Source organism: Yoonia sp. BS5-3 (assembly GCF_038069655.2).
GTDB lineage: Bacteria > Pseudomonadota > Alphaproteobacteria > Rhodobacterales > Rhodobacteraceae > Yoonia > Yoonia phaeophyticola.
In genome coordinates this window covers 2,280,709-2,297,394 of the sequence record NZ_CP150951.2, presented here as the reverse complement: position 1 = coordinate 2,297,394, position 16,686 = coordinate 2,280,709, and the positions used below count along the sequence as shown (strand labels likewise).

Annotated in this window: 17 protein-coding genes; 8 read left to right on the top strand and 9 right to left on the bottom strand. The window is 57.6% G+C overall.

Translation table 11 applies throughout. From position 1 onward, the window contains the following. Position 1: 1 nt before the first annotated feature. On the bottom strand, positions 2 to 1,576 hold the full coding sequence (locus AABB29_RS11590) for a Re/Si-specific NAD(P)(+) transhydrogenase subunit alpha (protein WP_341366756.1): 1,575 nt from the start codon (positions 1,574 to 1,576) through the stop codon (positions 2 to 4). A 105-nt stretch (positions 1,577 to 1,681) separates the two neighbouring features. Then, positions 1,682 to 2,131, bottom strand: a complete 450-nt coding sequence (locus tag AABB29_RS11585) for an isoprenylcysteine carboxylmethyltransferase family protein (RefSeq protein WP_341366757.1) — start codon at positions 2,129 to 2,131, stop codon at positions 1,682 to 1,684. Between the two features lie 78 nt (positions 2,132 to 2,209). On the opposite strand from AABB29_RS11585, the gene AABB29_RS11580 reads away from it, so the two are divergent. Next, on the top strand, positions 2,210 to 2,968 hold the full coding sequence (locus tag AABB29_RS11580; RefSeq protein WP_341366758.1) for an SDR family oxidoreductase: 759 nt from the start codon (positions 2,210 to 2,212) through the stop codon (positions 2,966 to 2,968). Further along, a complete protein-coding gene (gene kynU / locus AABB29_RS11575) occupies positions 2,968 to 4,161 on the top strand; it encodes a kynureninase (protein WP_341366759.1) in 1,194 nt (397 codons plus the stop codon). The genes AABB29_RS11580 and kynU overlap by 1 nt, the downstream gene beginning before the upstream one ends. A gap of 4 nt (positions 4,162 to 4,165) precedes the next feature. Here the strand turns inward: kynU and AABB29_RS11570 are convergent, their stop codons facing one another. Beyond that, positions 4,166 to 4,777 carry a YihY/virulence factor BrkB family protein gene (locus tag AABB29_RS11570; protein WP_373636916.1) on the bottom strand — a complete coding sequence of 204 codons (612 nt, stop codon included), beginning with the start codon at positions 4,775 to 4,777 and terminating at the stop codon, positions 4,166 to 4,168. A 447-nt stretch (positions 4,778 to 5,224) separates the two neighbouring features. Here AABB29_RS11570 and AABB29_RS11565 point away from each other — a divergent pair, with 447 nt between their 5' ends. Both AABB29_RS11565 and AABB29_RS11560 read left to right on the top strand, forming a co-directional pair. After that, positions 5,225 to 5,869 (top strand): NB-ARC domain-containing protein, encoded by a 645-nt coding sequence (locus tag AABB29_RS11565; RefSeq protein WP_341366761.1) that lies wholly within the window; start codon positions 5,225 to 5,227, stop codon positions 5,867 to 5,869. A 16-nt stretch (positions 5,870 to 5,885) separates the two neighbouring features. Continuing rightward, positions 5,886 to 7,517, top strand: a complete 1,632-nt coding sequence (locus tag AABB29_RS11560; RefSeq protein WP_341366762.1) for an alpha-D-glucose phosphate-specific phosphoglucomutase — start codon at positions 5,886 to 5,888, stop codon at positions 7,515 to 7,517. Positions 7,518 to 7,528: 11 nt separating this feature from the next. On the opposite strand, the gene AABB29_RS11555 is transcribed toward AABB29_RS11560, so the two are convergent. Together AABB29_RS11555 and AABB29_RS11550 are read right to left on the bottom strand one after the other, a co-directional pair. After that, positions 7,529 to 8,839: a TRAP transporter large permease gene (locus AABB29_RS11555; RefSeq protein ID WP_341366763.1), complete on the bottom strand. Its 1,311-nt coding sequence runs from the start codon at positions 8,837 to 8,839 to the stop codon at positions 7,529 to 7,531. Then, entirely contained in the window at positions 8,836 to 9,375 is a 540-nt protein-coding gene (locus AABB29_RS11550; RefSeq protein ID WP_341366764.1) for a TRAP transporter small permease, read from the bottom strand. The genes AABB29_RS11555 and AABB29_RS11550 overlap by 4 nt, the downstream gene beginning before the upstream one ends. 242 nt (positions 9,376 to 9,617) lie before the next feature. On the opposite strand from AABB29_RS11550, the gene AABB29_RS11545 reads away from it, so the two are divergent. The 4 genes from AABB29_RS11545 to AABB29_RS11530 all read left to right on the top strand — a co-directional run bounded on the left by AABB29_RS11545 (position 9,618) and on the right by AABB29_RS11530 (position 13,497). After that, on the top strand, positions 9,618 to 10,247 hold the full coding sequence (locus AABB29_RS11545; protein ID WP_341366765.1) for a paraquat-inducible protein A: 630 nt from the start codon (positions 9,618 to 9,620) through the stop codon (positions 10,245 to 10,247). Next, complete coding sequence (locus tag AABB29_RS11540) at positions 10,247 to 10,852, top strand: paraquat-inducible protein A (RefSeq protein WP_341366766.1); 606 nt, start codon at positions 10,247 to 10,249, stop codon at positions 10,850 to 10,852. Before AABB29_RS11545 ends, AABB29_RS11540 begins: the two co-directional genes overlap by 1 nt. 72 nt (positions 10,853 to 10,924) lie before the next feature. Further along, entirely contained in the window at positions 10,925 to 12,937 is a 2,013-nt protein-coding gene (locus tag AABB29_RS11535; RefSeq protein WP_341366767.1) for an MlaD family protein, read from the top strand. 2 nt (positions 12,938 to 12,939) lie between these two features. Beyond that, entirely contained in the window at positions 12,940 to 13,497 is a 558-nt protein-coding gene (locus AABB29_RS11530) for an ABC-type transport auxiliary lipoprotein family protein (protein WP_341366768.1), read from the top strand. Here the strand turns inward: AABB29_RS11530 and AABB29_RS11525 are convergent. The 4 genes from AABB29_RS11525 to AABB29_RS11510 form a co-directional block, all read right to left on the bottom strand. After that, positions 13,494 to 13,853, bottom strand: coding sequence for a hypothetical protein (locus AABB29_RS11525; RefSeq protein WP_341366769.1), 360 nt, complete (start codon positions 13,851 to 13,853; stop codon positions 13,494 to 13,496). The two genes, AABB29_RS11530 and AABB29_RS11525, sit on opposite strands and share 4 nt — an antisense overlap. Positions 13,854 to 13,861: 8 nt before the next feature. Continuing rightward, the gene (locus tag AABB29_RS11520; protein WP_373636511.1) at positions 13,862 to 15,004 is read right to left on the bottom strand and encodes a Gfo/Idh/MocA family protein; all 1,143 of its coding nucleotides are present in this window, start codon (positions 15,002 to 15,004) and stop codon (positions 13,862 to 13,864) included. Positions 15,005 to 15,007: 3 nt separating this feature from the next. Beyond that, positions 15,008 to 16,060 (bottom strand): sugar phosphate isomerase/epimerase, encoded by a 1,053-nt coding sequence (locus tag AABB29_RS11515; protein WP_341366770.1) that lies wholly within the window; start codon positions 16,058 to 16,060, stop codon positions 15,008 to 15,010. 145 nt (positions 16,061 to 16,205) lie between these two features. Next, entirely contained in the window at positions 16,206 to 16,667 is a 462-nt protein-coding gene (locus tag AABB29_RS11510; protein ID WP_341366771.1) for a cache domain-containing protein, read from the bottom strand. Between the last annotated feature and the right edge of the window lie 19 nt (positions 16,668 to 16,686).

Here is a 16,686-nt window from a genome sequence, read left to right as displayed (position 1 = left end):
TTTAAGATTTCTGGAACATGGCGAGCATACGCCGTGTCACAAGGAAGCCGCCAAAAATGTTGATGCCGGTCATAAAGACAGCCAGCGCGGCCAAAAGGATCACAAGGAATGACCCTGACCCGATTTGTGTCAGCGCCCCCAGAATGATGATCGACGAAATCGCGTTGGTCACCGCCATCAATGGCGTGTGCAGGCTGTGTGCGACGCCCCAGATGACCTGAAAGCCCACAAACACCGACAGCACAAACACAATGAAATGCTGCATAAAGCTTGCCGGTGCGACGAGCCCGACGCCCAGCAGCAAGACAGCACCCACAACCAAAAGCGTGACTTGGTTTTTGGTTTGCTGTTTGAAGGCCGCGATTTCTTCGGCCCGCTTTTCTTCGGGCGTCAGTTCCTTTGGCGCTTCTTTTTTCGGTGCCGCTGCGATCGCCGCGACCTTGGGCGGTGGCGGCGGGAAGGTGATTTCACCTTTATGCGTGGCCGTGGCCCCTCGGATCACATCGTCGTCCATGTCATGGACCGGCACGCCGTCTTTTTCAGGCGTCAGGTCGGTCATCATGTGGCGGATGTTTGTCGCATACAGCGTGGACGACTGCGCGGCCATTCGGCTTGGGAAGTCGGTGTAGCCCACGATTGTGACGCCGTTGTCGGTGACGATCTTTTCGTCCTTGACGGTCAGTTTGCAGTTTCCGCCACGCTCTGCCGCAAGGTCGATGATCACGGAACCGGGTTTCATCGCATCAACCATGTCTTTGGTCCAAAGCTCAGGCGCGTCGCGACCTGGGATCAAGGCGGTGGTGATCACGATATCCATGTCAGGCGCGATTTCGCGGAATTTGGCCAGCTGGGCCGCCGCGAATTCCGGGGATGACACAGCCGCATAACCGCCTGTCGCCGATCCGTCTTGTTGTTCTTCGTCAAAATCGAGGAAGACAAACTCAGCGCCCATGGATTCAACCTGTTCGGCCACTTCGGGCCGCACGTCAAAGGCATAGGTGATCGCGCCCAGCGATGTGGCCGTGCCGATAGCTGCAAGACCGGCGACCCCGGCGCCCACAACCAGCACTTTGGCGGGCGGGACTTTCCCGGCGGCGGTGACCTGACCAGTAAAGAACCGGCCAAAGTTGTTTCCCGCCTCAATCACAGCCCGGTAGCCTGCGATATTGGCCATGGAAGACAGCGCGTCCATTTTCTGTGCCCGGCTGATGCGGGGCACCATGTCCATGGCGATGACGGTGGCGCCTTTCTTATTGGCGGCTTCCATCAGTTCGGCGTTTTGGGCGGGGTAGAAGAAGGAGATCAACGTCTGGCCATCGCGCAGCCGCTTGACTTCAACATCTTCAGGCGGGCGGACCTTGGCCACGATATCGGCAGCTTTGAACAGCGCAGCTGCGGTTTTCACCACCGAAACACCGGCGTCTTTATAGGCTTTGTCAGAAAACCCGGCAGCAGCACCCGCGCCGGTTTCGATGACGCAATCATAGCCTAGTTTTTGCAAATCCTTGGCCGAGGCGGGTGTCATCGCGACGCGATCCTCGCCCTCAAATATCTCTTTTGGTGTCCCGATTTTCACGGACCGTCCCCCATCTTAGTGTCAGTGATTGGCCTTGCACTATCGCGCGATGTCCCAATTCACAAGGCGATGGGCCTCAAGAATCCCATTGTCATACGCTAACAGTCACATCCAGCGGCGTGTATTTTGGCAATAGCGGGCAAAATCCGCGCGAAACGCCCGCCGCAGTCGCGCCTCTTCGGGGATGATGAAGCGTTGCGTGATCGTGAACATGAAAACCGGCACAAGAACCAGCGCGAGTGGCGCATCCCACCGCAAGGCCAACCCCGCCAGCACCAGCGCGTCGCCCAGATAGATCGGGTTGCGCGTGCGTGCGAAGATGCCGGTGGTGACCAGATGGCTGGCCTCCATATGGGGAATGACGGTCGTGCGTTGTTTGCGCATCTCAACAAAAGCCAACCCCATCAAAACCAGCCCACCGCCCACAAGAAGCCCGCCCAGCAAATCCAAAATGGGCAGGTCCATGCGTAGCGCGCTGGGTTGCAAGATGCCCGTCCACCACGTGAACACAAGGGCCAGCCCAAGCCAAACCGGGGGGATGTCGATCCACTTCATGCCAGGCTTTGTGCCCTGCAGCTTTGCGCTTGTCCACGCTGCTGTGGCCGTTAGCATGCCCCCAAAAGGAGCAAAATCATGGAACATGCAGGTAAACACGCGCTGGTCACTGGCGGCGGAACGGGGATTGGCGAAGGCATCGCCGTGGCCTTGGCGCAGGCCGGGGCTGAGGTTACGATCACGGGTCGCCGTGCTAATAAGCTGGAGGCCGTTGCGGCCACCCACGACCGCCTGCATGCCGTGGTCATGGATGTGGATGATGAGGCCTCTGTCCGCGATGGCATCGCCGCTGCCGCTGCGGCCCGGGGTCCGGTGCAAATTTGCGTGGCCAATGCGGGCATCGCCGAAGGTGGCCCGTTTGAGAAAACCAGCCTTGCTGCTTGGCGCAAGACCATGACCACCAATCTCGATGGTGTGTTCCTAACATTTCAGGCGGCCATGGCCACCCTTGCCCCGGATGATCCCGCCCGGATGATTGTGGTCAGCTCAATCGCGGGCGTGCGTGGGCTGAAGAATGCGATTCCATATACCGTCACCAAACACGGTGTCATCGGCTTGATCCGTGGGTTGTCCGAGGAATTCATGCGCCGCCCGATCACCTTTAACGCGCTCTGTCCTGGCTATGTGGACACCGCCATTGTCCAAAACCAGATCCCCGGACTGATGAAGCGCTTTGGCGTTGATGAAGAAGGCGCGATTGCCGCCATCGCCAAGGGTAATCGCCACCAACGCTTGTTGGAGGTGGATGAGACGACGACGGCGGCCATGTGGCTGTGCTCGGAGGGAGCGCGCAGTGTGAATGGGCAGACGATCCAGATCTCTGGTGGTCAGGTTTAATGACAGATTTCGCGGCCACCAAGGCCCTGTTTCATCTACCTGAAGGCATGATCTATCTGGACGGCAACTCTTTGGGTCCTTTGCCCAAAACCACGGCCGCCCGCGTTGCCCAATGTGTTACGGATGAGTGGGGCGAAAAGCTGATTACCGGTTGGAACAAGGCCGGTTGGATGGCCCAGCCCACAGCTTTGGGCGACCGCGTTGGCCGTCTGATCGGGGCGGAGCCGGGCCATGTGGTCTTGGGCGATACCTTGTCGATCAAGGTCTATCAGGCGCTTGCTGCCGCAGTTGATCTGATGCCCGATCGCCGTGTGATCCTGACCGATAGCGGCAATTTTCCCTCTGACATCTATATGGCGGAAGGGCTGATCAAATCGCTTGATCGCGGCTTTGAACTGCGCGTGGTGGCCCCGGAAGATGTCGCCGCAAATCTGACTGATGAAGTCGCGGTGCTGATGTTGACCCAAGTGGATTATCGCACCGGGCGTCTGCACGATATGGCCGCGCTGACTGCCGCCGCACATGGCGTTGGTGCCGTGATCGTTTGGGATCTGGCCCATACCGCCGGAGCCCTGCCTGTGGATGTGGCCGGGTGTCAGGCCGATTTTGCGGTGGGCTGCACCTATAAATACCTCAACGCCGGCCCCGGCGCGCCTGCGTTTATCTATGTCGCGCCCCGTCATGTGGCGGGTTGCCAGCCCGCGTTGTCGGGATGGTTAGGGCATGAGGCCCCCTTTGCCTTTGATCTGGATTATCGCCCTGGGCCCGCGATTGAACGTATGCGCGTTGGGACGCCGCCCGTGTTGCAAATGGCCGCCCTTGATGCCGCTATGGTGATCTGGGATCAGGTTAATATGCAGGCGCTGCGCGCGGCATCAATCGCCCTATCCGAGCGCTTTATCAAAGGGGTTGAGGCCACCTGCCCGATGCTGACCCTTGCCAGCCCGCGCGATCCTGCGCAGCGCGGCAGTCAGGTGTCATTCCACTTTGAAAACGGGTATGCCGCCATGCAGGCCTGCATTGCCCGCGATGTCGTGGGGGATTTTCGCGCCCCCGACATCATGCGTTTTGGTATCACCCCACTGTTCATCGATGCCGCCGATATCGATCGCGCCGTTGCCGTGATTGCCGAAGTGATGGATGGGCGTCTGTGGGATACACCGGCCTATATGCAAAAGGCCGCCGTGACCTGAGATATCATTCAATAAATGTGGTGTCTTCGACTGCCTGCGGGGTCCCGCAACCGTGGATTTCAACATTCAGCGCAGCCCCAAGCAAGATAAGATAGGCGCTGACATAAAGCCAAAGCAGCAGCCCGATGACGGCACCGATAGAGCCATAAACTTCGTTGTAACTGGCGAAATTCTGCAGATAGTATGACAGCCCTGCCGAGGCCGCGACCCAGATGATCACGACCACAAAGGCCCCGACGGTGATCCAACGCCCACGCCCCCCGACCCGTGCAGGTCCAAAGCGGTAGAGCAGGCTAAGCCCGGTCATCAATACCCCCAGCGCAATCAGCCAGCGTGCCCCCTCAAGCAGCCAAGCGGTGGAGTTCGCCATTGGGATGAAGGCGATGCCAATCGGCAGCACGACAACCATCGTGACTGCCACAATCGCCAAGGCGACCAACGCGATCGTCAATAGGAAAGCCACCGCAATTTGCCAAATCCCGTTCCGTTTGCGCTGCCCGGCAATCGCATTTAGCCCACCGATCAACGCCCCCACCCCGGCCCGGCAGGACCAGAGCGCCAAGGTAATGGACACCACCGTGGCCCAGCCAAGCGCCTCGCTCGGTGCGTTGACCAGGCCGTTGATCTGGCCAGAAAGCAGACGGTATGCACCGGGGGGATGATGCCTTCCATCAAGGTTAATTGCTCGGCGATGACAATCGGGTCAGCCACCAACCCAAAAATCGCGATCACGGCTGCGATACCCGGGAAAATCCCGAATATTCCAAAAAATGCAACACCTGCCGCAATGAGCCCAAGGTGCTTTTCCCCGGCGACCCGGTAGACCGCCAGAAGCACCCGCCAGACCTGCAAGGCCATTTCCATCAACATTGCGCCGTTTTTTGCTTCATCTTCTTGCCTGAACTTAGGGCAAACTGCCTTGAAAGGCTACGCCGGACAGGCCTGCGATGACAGAAATCCGCCAGCGGCTGATCAACGCCTAAAAACATGTCGCACACCGCTGCAGGACGCGGTAAGCTTTGCCTAAAACAGGGTAAAACCCAGACGTGTGCAGGTCTATATTTTGAGCAGTTTAACACAGCATATCAACATACTGGCAGAGCATCTGCTTGAAGGCGATGGCGCGCGCCAATTGGTTGCGATCACCGGCGCCCCTGGCTGCGGAAAATCCACCCTTGCAAGCGAGCTGGCCCGCCGTCTGAACGCCCAACGCCGTAAATCCATTGTCGTGCCCATGGACGGGTTCCATCTGGACAATGCTATCCTTGAAGACCGTGGCCTGACCCAACGCAAAGGCGCCCCCGAGACCTTTGATGCCCCCGGCTTTATCCGTTTGATCAAAGCGCTGAAGACAGGCGAAGAGGTCTTTGCCCCCAAGTTCGACCGCACCCGCGATATTGCAATCGCTGGTGCTATTGCCGTGCCCGCCGACGCCCAGATTGTCATCGTTGAGGGCAACTACCTGATGTTTGATGCCGCGCCATGGTCTGAGCTGGCCGCCTTGTGGGATGTGACTGCCCGGCTTGACGTGCCGATGCCCGAGCTGCGCGCCCGGCTCATCCACCGCTGGCTGAGCCTGAACCATTCGCGCGCCGTCGCCACCAGACGCGCGGAAAGCAACGATATCCCGAATGCGCAGCGCGTCATCGATTTGTCGCTTCCTTGTGATTTCATACTTGATGGGCAGCCACGCACTGCCGCAACCTGAAGGGGCCGATGACCCAATGAAGATCCAACATATCACAACGCAGCCTATCGATGGCCAGAAGGCAGGCACATCCGGTCTGCGCCGCAAGACCCGCGATTTCATGGCTCCGCAGTTCCTTGAAAACTACGTCCAATCCATCATCAATGCGATTGGCGGCGCTGCGGGCAAGCGCTTTGTCCTGGGTGGCGATGGCCGCTTTTTCAACGCCGAAGCTATCCAGATCATCTTACGGATGCTGGCCGCCAATGACGCAGCCCAGGTGATCACTGGCCGAAATGGTATTCTGTCGACCCCCGCCGCGTCGCATTTGATCCGTCAGACGCAGGCTGATGGCGGCTTTATCCTATCCGCAAGCCATAATCCCGGCGGCCTGGACGAAGATTTTGGCCTGAAATTCAATATGTCCAATGGCGGCCCGGCGACTGAGACATTAACCGATGCGATCTTGGCACAGACCAAATCCATCACATCCTATGCTATGATGGACAGCCCCGACATTGATTTGACTGCCCAGGCTGACACCGCGCTTGGCAACACCCAGATCCGCATTGTGGATTCGGTTTCTGACTATGCCGCGCTGATGGAAACCCTTTTTGACTTTGATACCATCGCAGGCCTGTTTCAATCGGGCTTTCGGATGCGCTTTGACGCGATGCATGCGGTGACCGGCCCTTATGCAAAGGCCGTGCTTGAGACCCGTCTGGGCGCCCCTGAAGGCACCGTTGTGAATGGCACCCCCCTGCCCGATTTTGGCGGCGGCCATCCAGACCCCAACCCGATTTGGGCCCATGAGTTGATGGGCGTTATGACCGGTCCTGATGCGCCCGATTTTGGCGCGGCCAGTGATGGCGATGGCGACCGCAATATGATTGTCGGCCGCGGCGCCTATGTGACCCCGTCTGATAGTCTGGCCCTGATCGCCGCCCATGCCCATCTGGCACCCGGATATCGGGAGGGCCTTTCCGGTGTTGCCCGTTCAATGCCCACTTCTGCCGCCGTCGACCGCGTTGCTGCGGCAAAGCAGATCGCCTGCTTTGAAACCCCCACCGGTTGGAAGTTTTTCGGCGCTTTGCTTGATGCAGGAAAAGTCAGCCTGTGCGGCGAAGAAAGCGCCGGCACGGGTTCGGGCCATGTCCGTGAAAAGGATGGTTTATGGGCCGTTTTGATGTGGCTGAATATCATTGCCGCCACGGGCAAGTCGGTCGCTGAGCTGATGGCTGATCACTGGGCCACCTATGGCCGCAACTATTATTCGCGCCATGATTATGAAGCTGTCGATAGTGGTAAAGCCAATGATTTGATGAACGGATTGCGCGATCAATTGGCAGGCCTGCCGGGCCAAAGCTTTGCCGGCCTGACCGTGCAGATGGCGGATGAATTTGCCTATACCTGCCCTGTTGAAAACAGCCACACGACAGCGCAAGGCATCCGTATCGGTTTTGCGGGCGATGCCCGGGTCGTTTTCCGCCTGTCCGGCACCGGCACGCAAGGCGCCACATTGCGCGTCTATCTGGAACTGCTAGAAACCGACTCCGCCAAGTTGGATATGCCCGCCGAGACAGCATTGGCCGCTGTGATTGCTGCGGCTGAGCAGATCGCTGAGATCAAAGCCCACACTGGCCGCGATGCCCCTGATGTGAAGACCTAAATCGAAGTGCTTTAGATAAAGACCAATGTGATCACTGGGAAAAGCAACAGGATCACCACGCGCAGGATGTCCGACCCGACGAAGAACAGCACCGCCTTATAGGTGGCTGTCATCGGCGTGTCTTTGTCCATGTTATTGATAATAAAAAGGTTCATGCCTACTGGCGGGGTGATCAACCCGACCTCGACCACGATCAGCACAAGGATACCGAACCAAATCGCGATTTCTTCGGTTGTCATGCCGAAATCCAGCGTTGAGACCACCGGCCAGAAGATCGGGATCGTCAAAAGGATCATCGACAGGCTGTCCATCAGGCAGCCCAGGATCAGGTAAAAGGCCAAGATCAGGATCATGACCATCCATGGGCTGAAACCCTGCGCCGTAACCCAGAGCGACAATTCCTGCGGCACCTGTGTCAGTGCCAAAAACCCGTTATAAAAGGCCGCCCCCAGCACGATGAAAAAGATCATGCCCGTCCCGGTCGCCGTTTGCCGGATGCTATCGCGGAAAATCGCCCAATTCAGTGAGCCCGAGAATAGTGCAATCAGCCCGGTTCCCATCGCCCCGACAGCTGCCCCTTCGGTCGGTGTGAACCAGCCATTGTAAATCCCGCCCACAACCAGCGCAAAGACAAGCAGGACCGGCCAGACCGCAAAAAGCGCCTTGAACCTTTGGGCGTAAGGCACCCGCGCATGCGTTCCGGCCTGATCAGGATAAAGCCGCACATAGAGTGCGATCGTGAGCATATAGCCAAGCGCGGCAAGCAGCCCAGGAAGGAACGCAGCCAAAAACAGCTTGGCGATATTTTGTTCCGTCAAAATCGCATAGATCACAAGGATCACCGAGGGCGGGATCAAGATGCCAAGTGTGCCGCCCGCCGCAAGAGCCGCCGTCGAAAACCCGCCCGAATACCCGTATTTGCGCAGTTCTGGCAGGGCTACCCTGCTCATCGTGGCCGCCGTGGCCAGGGACGAGCCGCAAATGGCCCCGAACCCCGCGCATGCACCCACTGCCGCCATCGCCATCCCGCCCTTGCGATGCCCCAGCCAGGATTGCGCCGCCCGGAACAGCGCCTGCGACATGCCCGACAGCGTCGCGAATTGCCCCATCAGAAGAAACATCGGAATGATCGAAAGGTTATAGTTGGAAAAAGTCGAATATACCTCGGACTTGAGCCGCGCCATGAACACTGTTGTCCCATCCGTTGCCAACCACAGCCCGCCAATTCCGCAAAGCAACATCGCAAGCCCAATCGGCGCCCGCAGAAAAATCAGCAAGAGCAGCACCGGGAAGGACAGGTAACCAATGGTAAGATCGCTCATATCCGGCGCGCACCTGTCAGGCGCATGGCCGCGCAGTAAAGGCTGATGATACTGGCACAGATCGCAGCGATCAGGCTGGCCGCATAAGCCCACCAGATCGGGAACTGGATCAGGTAGGTCGTCTCACCGTAGCGCATCTTGTCTTGCATCCCCAGGCCTAGCCGCCATGTGATCAGCACGATGACGATGGCCATGACGATGCTCCAAAAACAATTCAACGCATGCGTCGGTTTTGGCCCCATTTTGTTTGTGAAAATATCAACCGTTGCATGCGCCCCCGATAGTTGAGTGAGCGGCAGAAACGCGAAGATGGCAAAGGCCATGCCTGCTTCGACCAGTTCAAAATCGCCGTTGATTGGCCCAAGCCCGCGCGCCAAGGCCCATTCGCCCAGCGCCCCGAACATTCCCGTATGCGCCAGGCTATTGCTTTCGCGCCCCAGAATGCTGATCGACACCATGACCACCAAGGCGCACAAAACCAGCCCGCCCAAAAGCGCCATCGCGTTGGCAAGGCTTTGGATGATCTTATGCAGCACAGCACGGCCCTTGGTCTAAATGCCCACGGCATGGACGGTTTGGCGCGGTTTAAAGACTTGGGATGTGCTTGGCAATCGGCCGGATTCGCAGGACTTTTGCCCCGGACGCGACGGTATGTCGTTTTCACACAATTTTTTAGGCCTGCCGTTGTCTGGCAATGGGTCGTGGCATATCTGAGGTGGACGCGATATCCTTCCCGGTATCGCCGGGGTGATCCCGATGATCGCAGTCAGGAGTGCGCGTGTCCGTCAACTTGCCGCCATTGGATGATCTGGTCGCTTGTCCGCAATGCGACACGCTTCATCGCGCGCAGGACCTGCCTCAAAATGCCCGGGCCTATTGCCAGCGTTGCGGTATTGTCCTGATGACATCCCAACCCGCCGCTGTGGCCCGTGTGCTAAGTTTGGCATTGACTGCGTTTGTGATGATGATTGCCGCTGTCAGCTTTCCCTTTCTAAGCCTTGATGCCGGTGGGCTTCATAACGCGACATCGGTGATTGATGCGATATTGGCCTTTAAAGACGGGCTGGCCTTTCCGCTGGCGATTGCGGTTGCGTTTTTCATTCTGTTCATCCCGCTAATCCGCCTGTCCGCCCTAATTTATGCACTGGGTCCGCTAGTGCGCGAAAAGCCGCCCCGCGCTGGTGCCCGGCAGGCCTTTGCCCTTGCTGAACGGCTGCGCCCCTGGAGCATGGCCGAAATATTCATTGTCGGGGTCACGGTTGCGCTGATCAAAGTTGCCGGACTTGCGGCGGTCACAATCGGCCCAGCCTTTTGGGCTTTTGCCGGCGTGGTAATCATCACCGTGCTGAAAGATCAACTTATTTGCAGGTATTCAATTTGGGAAGCTCTGGATCAGTCTCAGGCTTGATGACCGCCCGCGAGGCCGGGCTGGTCGCCTGCCAGCGTTGCGGGCAGGTCCATGCGCGCGGCACCGCCTATTGCACGCGATGTGACGGCCGTTTGCAAAGCCGCGATACAGACAGCCTGCAAAAGGTTTGGGCCTGGATGATTGCCGGGATGATCGCCTATGTGCCTGCGAACCTTTATCCCATGCTGCTGACATCCACCCTGGTTGAGCATAGCGAAAGCACCATCATCGGCGGTGTGATCGATCTTGTCGAACATGGCTCTATCGGGATTGCGATCATCGTTTTTGTCGCCTCGGTGCTGATCCCTATCGGCAAGTTTATTGCCGTCATCTATTTGGCCGTCAGCGTGCAGCGCCACTCAGCGCAGAACCGCCATGGCCGCCATAAGGCCTATGAAATTGTTGAATTCATTGGTAGGTGGTCAATGATTGATGTGTTTGTCGTTGCAATTCTATCAGCGCTCGTGCAACTCGAGACCGTTGCAACGATTAACCCCGGAATTGCGGCGGTCAGTTTTGCTATGTCGGTTATTTTTACTATGTTATCAGCCCAAGCCTTTGATGCCCGTTTGATCTGGGATGCAGACAGGATCAACCATGAGTGACACCCCCCAACTGGTGCAGCGCCGCTCGATGTGCGCCCGATCAAACAACCCCTCTGGCGCCGGTTGTCTTTGGTGTGGTTTGTTCCGATCATTGCACTGACAGTTTCGCTTTGGGCGGCTTGGCAAAGCTACCTTGATCGTGGGTCCTTGATTACGATCACATTCGAAAACGCATCTGGTATCACCGCAGGCGAGACAACGATCAAATATCGCGACGTCACCGTCGGCGAGGTTGAAACAGTTGAATTTGACGCCGGTCTGTCCGTTGTATTGGTTCATGCCCGGATCGACAAAACCGTCGCCCCCTATCTGGATGATGACGCGCAGTTCTGGGTGGTTCGCCCCGATGTGTCCGTGCGCGGCATTTCCGGGCTCGAGACCGTGTTGTCGGGCGTCTATATTGAGGGCAATTGGGATACACAGGCCGATGTCGCCCAGACAGAGTTCACCGGCCTTGAAGAACCGGTTCTGACACGTGCTGGCCAACGCGGCATTCAAATCGTCCTGCGCACGGACGATGGCGGGTCAGTTTCCGCTGGTGCCCCGGTGCTGCATAAGGGGATCGAAGTCGGCTATCTGGAAGAGCCTGAACTGTCCTTTGACGGCACACAGGTACTGGTCAACGCCTTCATCGAAGCCCCGTTTGATCGCCGGATCACAACCAGTACCCGCTTTTGGGATACATCCGGTTTCAGTGTCTCATTTGGGACCGGCGGGGTTGCGTTGAACGTCAATTCGCTGGCCTCGCTCATCGAAGGTGGCATCGAATTTGATACAATCGTCTCTGGTGGCGTGCCGGTGCAAGATGGACATATCTTTGATATTTTCTTTGATGAAGACACCGCCCGTGACAGCCTGTTTACCGATCCCAATGCCGAAGTGCTGGAAGTGGCTGTCTTGTTCGAAGAATCCGTCAGCGGCCTGACCCCCGGATCTGAGGTGCGTTTTCAAGGTATCCGTATTGGCGAAGTCAGCGATCTGAACGCGATTGTCGTGGGCGAAGGCATCAGCGCCGAAGTCAGGCTTCAGGCTGTTTTGGCGATCGAGCCATCGCGCCTTGGGATGGGCGCCGAAGCAACGACAGATGATGCATTACAGCTATTGTCGGACTTTGTTGAACGCGGCCTGCGTGCCCGCATGGTTACCGGCAATATCCTGTCCGGCACGTTGCTGGTGGAACTGATCCAGATCGAAGATGCGCTACCGGCTATTTTGACCAGTAGCGCCGGGATTTATCCGATTGTACCCACAACAGATTCTGAAATCTCGGACGTCGCGGCAACCGCCGAAGGGGTGCTGTCCCGGATCAATGCCTTGCCCGTCGAAGAGCTGATGGATGGGGCCATCAACATGATGGACAGTATCGAAAGCCTGGCCAATGATGAGGCAACGCGCAGCGCGCCTGCTTCCCTGGTCGCATTGCTGGAAGACAGCAGGGCGCTGTTGACCGACGAGGATCTGCTTGCCGTGCCAAGCGATCTGCGCAACGTCATTGGCGATCTGGATGCTATTGTTACGCAAGCCGCGGAGCTGGATGTCGTAGGCGATCTGGACGCGGCTTTGGAAAGCGCCACGGCGGCGGCAGCCAATATCCAACGCGCTACCGAAAACCTGCCCGAGATCACCATCCAGATCGAAGAATTGACCCGCCGCGCCAATAGTCTGGAATTCGAAGCCCTGGTCGCCTCGGCCACGGAAACACTGGCTGCAATCGATACCTTTATCAGCAATGAAGACACAGCCGCCATGCCTGCCGGTTTGAACGCTGCATTGGAAGAAATGCGCCAATTTCTGGTCGAAGTCCGCCAGGGCGGCGCCATCGAAAACGTAAACGCGGCTCTTGCGTCGGCCAATGAGGCAGCACAAGCCGTTGAAGACGCGGTCAGCACGCTACCTGCACTTTCGGCCCGGGCCAGCCGATTGGTCGCGCTGACCGAAGAGGTGATTGCCAGCTATGGTGAGCGGTCCCGCTTCAGTGCCGAAACGCTTGCCACTTTGCGCGATATTCAAGAGGCGGCGGATGCGGTTTATTCCCTCTCCCGCACGATTGAACGCAACCCCAATTCTCTTTTGATCGGACGTTAGACATGCTGCAACGACTTCTTATTCTGGCGTTTGCGGCCTTCACCGCTTGCACCCCGCTTGCGGATCGCTTGGCAGTGAACCCCTTGCCATCCGCGCTTGAGCTGCGCCCGCTTGTCGGCAGCGTGATGGTCCGGACAGTATCTTTGCCGATCTACGCCGCCGTTGAAGAAATCGCGATCGAAGCTGAGAGCGGGCTAATCAAGATCAACGAAGACGTGCTTTGGGCAGATTCCCCAGAACGCGCAGTGACATTGGTGCTGACCCGCACCCTATCAGACATCTTGAATATCAACGTGGGCCCCGAACCTTGGCCGTTTATCGGATTGCCGGATGTATCCGTCGATATCCGCGTCGAGAAAATCATCGCAGGCGCCGATAGCGTCTTTCGACTGAGCGGTCAGTACTTTATCGGCGGTGATGCCATCGATTTTCGCAGAACAAGCCAGACCTTCGACATTGAGATACAAATGACTGACAATAGCCTGCAAAGCGTCGCCGCAGCGCAAGCCGCAGCACTGCTGGCCCTATCTGAGCAGGTTGCGCGAAACTTGGGGCGCTAGGTCACTGCGTCCCCGACACGAAAGCTGAGCAAATCTTCCTCAAGATAAGCGGGCCCGATCGTGTATCGGCTTCCGTTGTCAAAGGTCACCTGCAGTGCGTTTGAATACATAAATGCGTCCTCCTCTGTCAGCTGAAGTTCGGCGAGCAAAGCATCCGCCCGCGCATCGTAAACATCCTCAGGTTCGTCCTCAAACGGGGTCATGGCACGTTCGTAGACCGTCACCTTCAACATCCGTGCGGCGTGGGTCGGATCAAGCGAAGCCAGCCGTACGTGAAACCACGGTGTTTCATACCCACCATCTGCAAACCGCCCGATGGTTTCATCATGAAAGTGCAGTGTTATTGGACGGGGCAAAACAGAACCTAACCTAGCTTGACCCAGGCCCCATCCCGCTTGGACGACCGCACACAGGCGTCAACAAATTGCATGCCTTTCAACCCGTCCTCGATGGTCGGGTAGAGCACATCCTCAGATACTGCTGTGCCGTTGCGATGCGCGGTGATGGCATCTGCGGCTTCGCGGTAGATTGTCGCAAAGCCTTCCAGATAGCCCTCAGGATGTCCGGCGGGAATGCGTGTCACACGTTCAGCCACGTCCATTGCCCCTTTGCCGCCTCGCGTCAAAAGCTGTTTGGGCTCGCCGTAAGGCGTGAACCATAGCTGATTGGGATTTTCCTGCGCCCATTCGATGCCGCCTTTGTCGCCATAGACCCGCAACCGCAGCCCGTTTTCATTGCCCGGGGCGACCTGGCTGCACCACAACATCCCACGCGCGCCGCCTTCATACCGCAGCATCACATGCGCATTGTCGTCCAACTGCCGCCCGCTGACAAAAGCCTGCAGGTCCGCAGACAGGCTTTCCAGCTCTAGCCCCGTGACGAACGCCGCCAGATTAAAGGCATGGGTGCCGATATCCCCGGTTGACCCCCCGGCCCCGGACCGTGCGGGATCAGTTCGCCATTCGGCCTGTTTGAACTCTTCATGCTGTGTCAGCCAATCCTGGGCGTATTCAACCTGTACAACGCGGATATTGCCCAGCACACCATCGGCCACCATCTGCCGCGCCTGACGCATCATCGGATAGCCGGTGTAATTATGGGTCAGCACGAAAAGCGCGTCACTGTCTTCTGCCGCTTTCACCAGCTTTTTGGCATCTGCCATGGTTGAGGTCAGAGGCTTATCGCAAATCACGTGAATGCCCCGCTTCAGGAACTCGCGCGCTGCGGCGTAATGTACGTGGTTGGGGGTGACGATGGCCACGGCCTCAATCCCGTCTTTCAGGCGCGCCTCGCGGATGGCCATGGCTTTGAAATCATCATAGGTCCGTGCAGGATCAAGCCCCAATGCGGCCCCCGAGGCCTGCGCCTTTTCCGGTGTCGACGACAGCGCGCCCGCAACCAAGTTGAACCGCCCGTCAATGCGTGCCGCGATCCGGTGGACCCCGCCGATAAAGGCATCATTCCCGCCGCCGACCATGCCGAGCCGAATGGGTCTGTCATATCCCATGGTTCAAATCCCCAACATTTTGCGGTTTGTGGCGTCGTCTACCTCGCCGCCCGCGAAGTCGTCAAAGGCCCGTTCGGTGACCCGGATGATATGATCTTTGACAAATTGCGCCCCTTCACGCGCCCCGTCTTCAGGGTGTTTCAGGCAACATTCCCATTCGACCACGGCCCAGCCGTCAAAATCATTGGCGGCCATCTTGGAAAAGATCACGGCGAAATCAACCTGCCCATCGCCAAGGCTGCGGAAGCGCCCCGCCCGGTCGACCCAGGATTGGTAGCCACCGTAAACACCTTGCCGTCCCGTTGGGTTGAACTCGGCGTCTTTGACGTGGAACATCTTGATCCGATCTTTGTAGATATCGATGTTATCCAGGTAATCCAGACATTGCAGCACGTAGTGTGACGGATCATAAAGCATATTGCAGCGCGCATGCCCGTCCAGGCGGTCCAGAAACATCTCAAATGTGACGCCGTCATGCAGGTCTTCGCCTGGGTGGATTTCATAGCAGACATCAACGCCATTTTCCTCAGCATGGTCAAGGATCGGGCGCCACCGCGCGGCAAGTTCGTCAAAAGCAGCCTCAACCAGACCGGCAGGTCGTTGCGGCCACGGATAGATGTAAGGCCAAGCCAACGCGCCCGAGAATGTCGCCATGGCATTGATACCAAGGTTTTGTGAGGCCGAAATCGCCAGTTTCACCTGCTCAACAGCCCAGGTCTGACGCGCTGCCGGATTGCCTTGCACCTTGGGGGCCGCAAAGGCATCAAAAGCGGTATCATAGGCCGGGTTGACGGCAACAAGCTGGCCCTGCAAATGCGTTGAAAGCTCAGTCACAGCGATCCCATTCGCTGCAGCCTGTCCTTTGAATTCATCGCAATAGGTTTTCGACGATGCCGCCTTTTCCAAATCAATAAAGCGCGCATCCCAGCTTGGCACCTGAACGCCTTTATAGCCGCAATCTGCAGCCCATTTGGTAATGCTATCCCAGCTGTTGAACGGTGCCTCATCACTGGCGAATTGCGCCAGAAACAACGCGGGACCTTTGATCGTTTTCATGATGTCCTCCCCTTGGTTTGGGAGAAACTATAACGATTTAGAAAATTGGTGCCAGCCCGTATTTGGATACATATTGGCTGGCCCGGTCTAAACGCGTTTGGCGGCACCGATGCCGCCAAAACACCTTGAGGAGGGAAGTAATGCCTTACTGATCTGCGTAGATACCCACGCCAACCAAAAGCTGATCATCAAGCGCAAGCACATATGTCACCTTATCGGCGGGCTGGCCGCTTATCGGGTCTTCAAACCGGTAAGGTACCCAACCGGCACCTTCATTCATGGCCACGTCGATCAACGCGCGTGTATGATAGAAGCCATTGACATCCGTCACATCATAACGATTGGTCCCCACAGCAGGGCTGTTGCGCCCATGGGCCAACATGACACCATCTCTGTTCCACATAATCGGGAACAAATCGCGATCACGGAACCGGTCGCTGCTTTGATCCGAAATCGCGGCGATCAATGCGTCGCGCCCGCCTTCTTCAAAAACCGAGAGCGCGTCGACGACCATCGCCACCGCTTCGTCCGAGCTGCCGCGATCCTCGGCCGCCATTCCAATTTGCGCCCAGCAGAACGCTGCGGCCAGTGCAATCATCCGTATCATTGTTGTCCTTTCCAGAAAA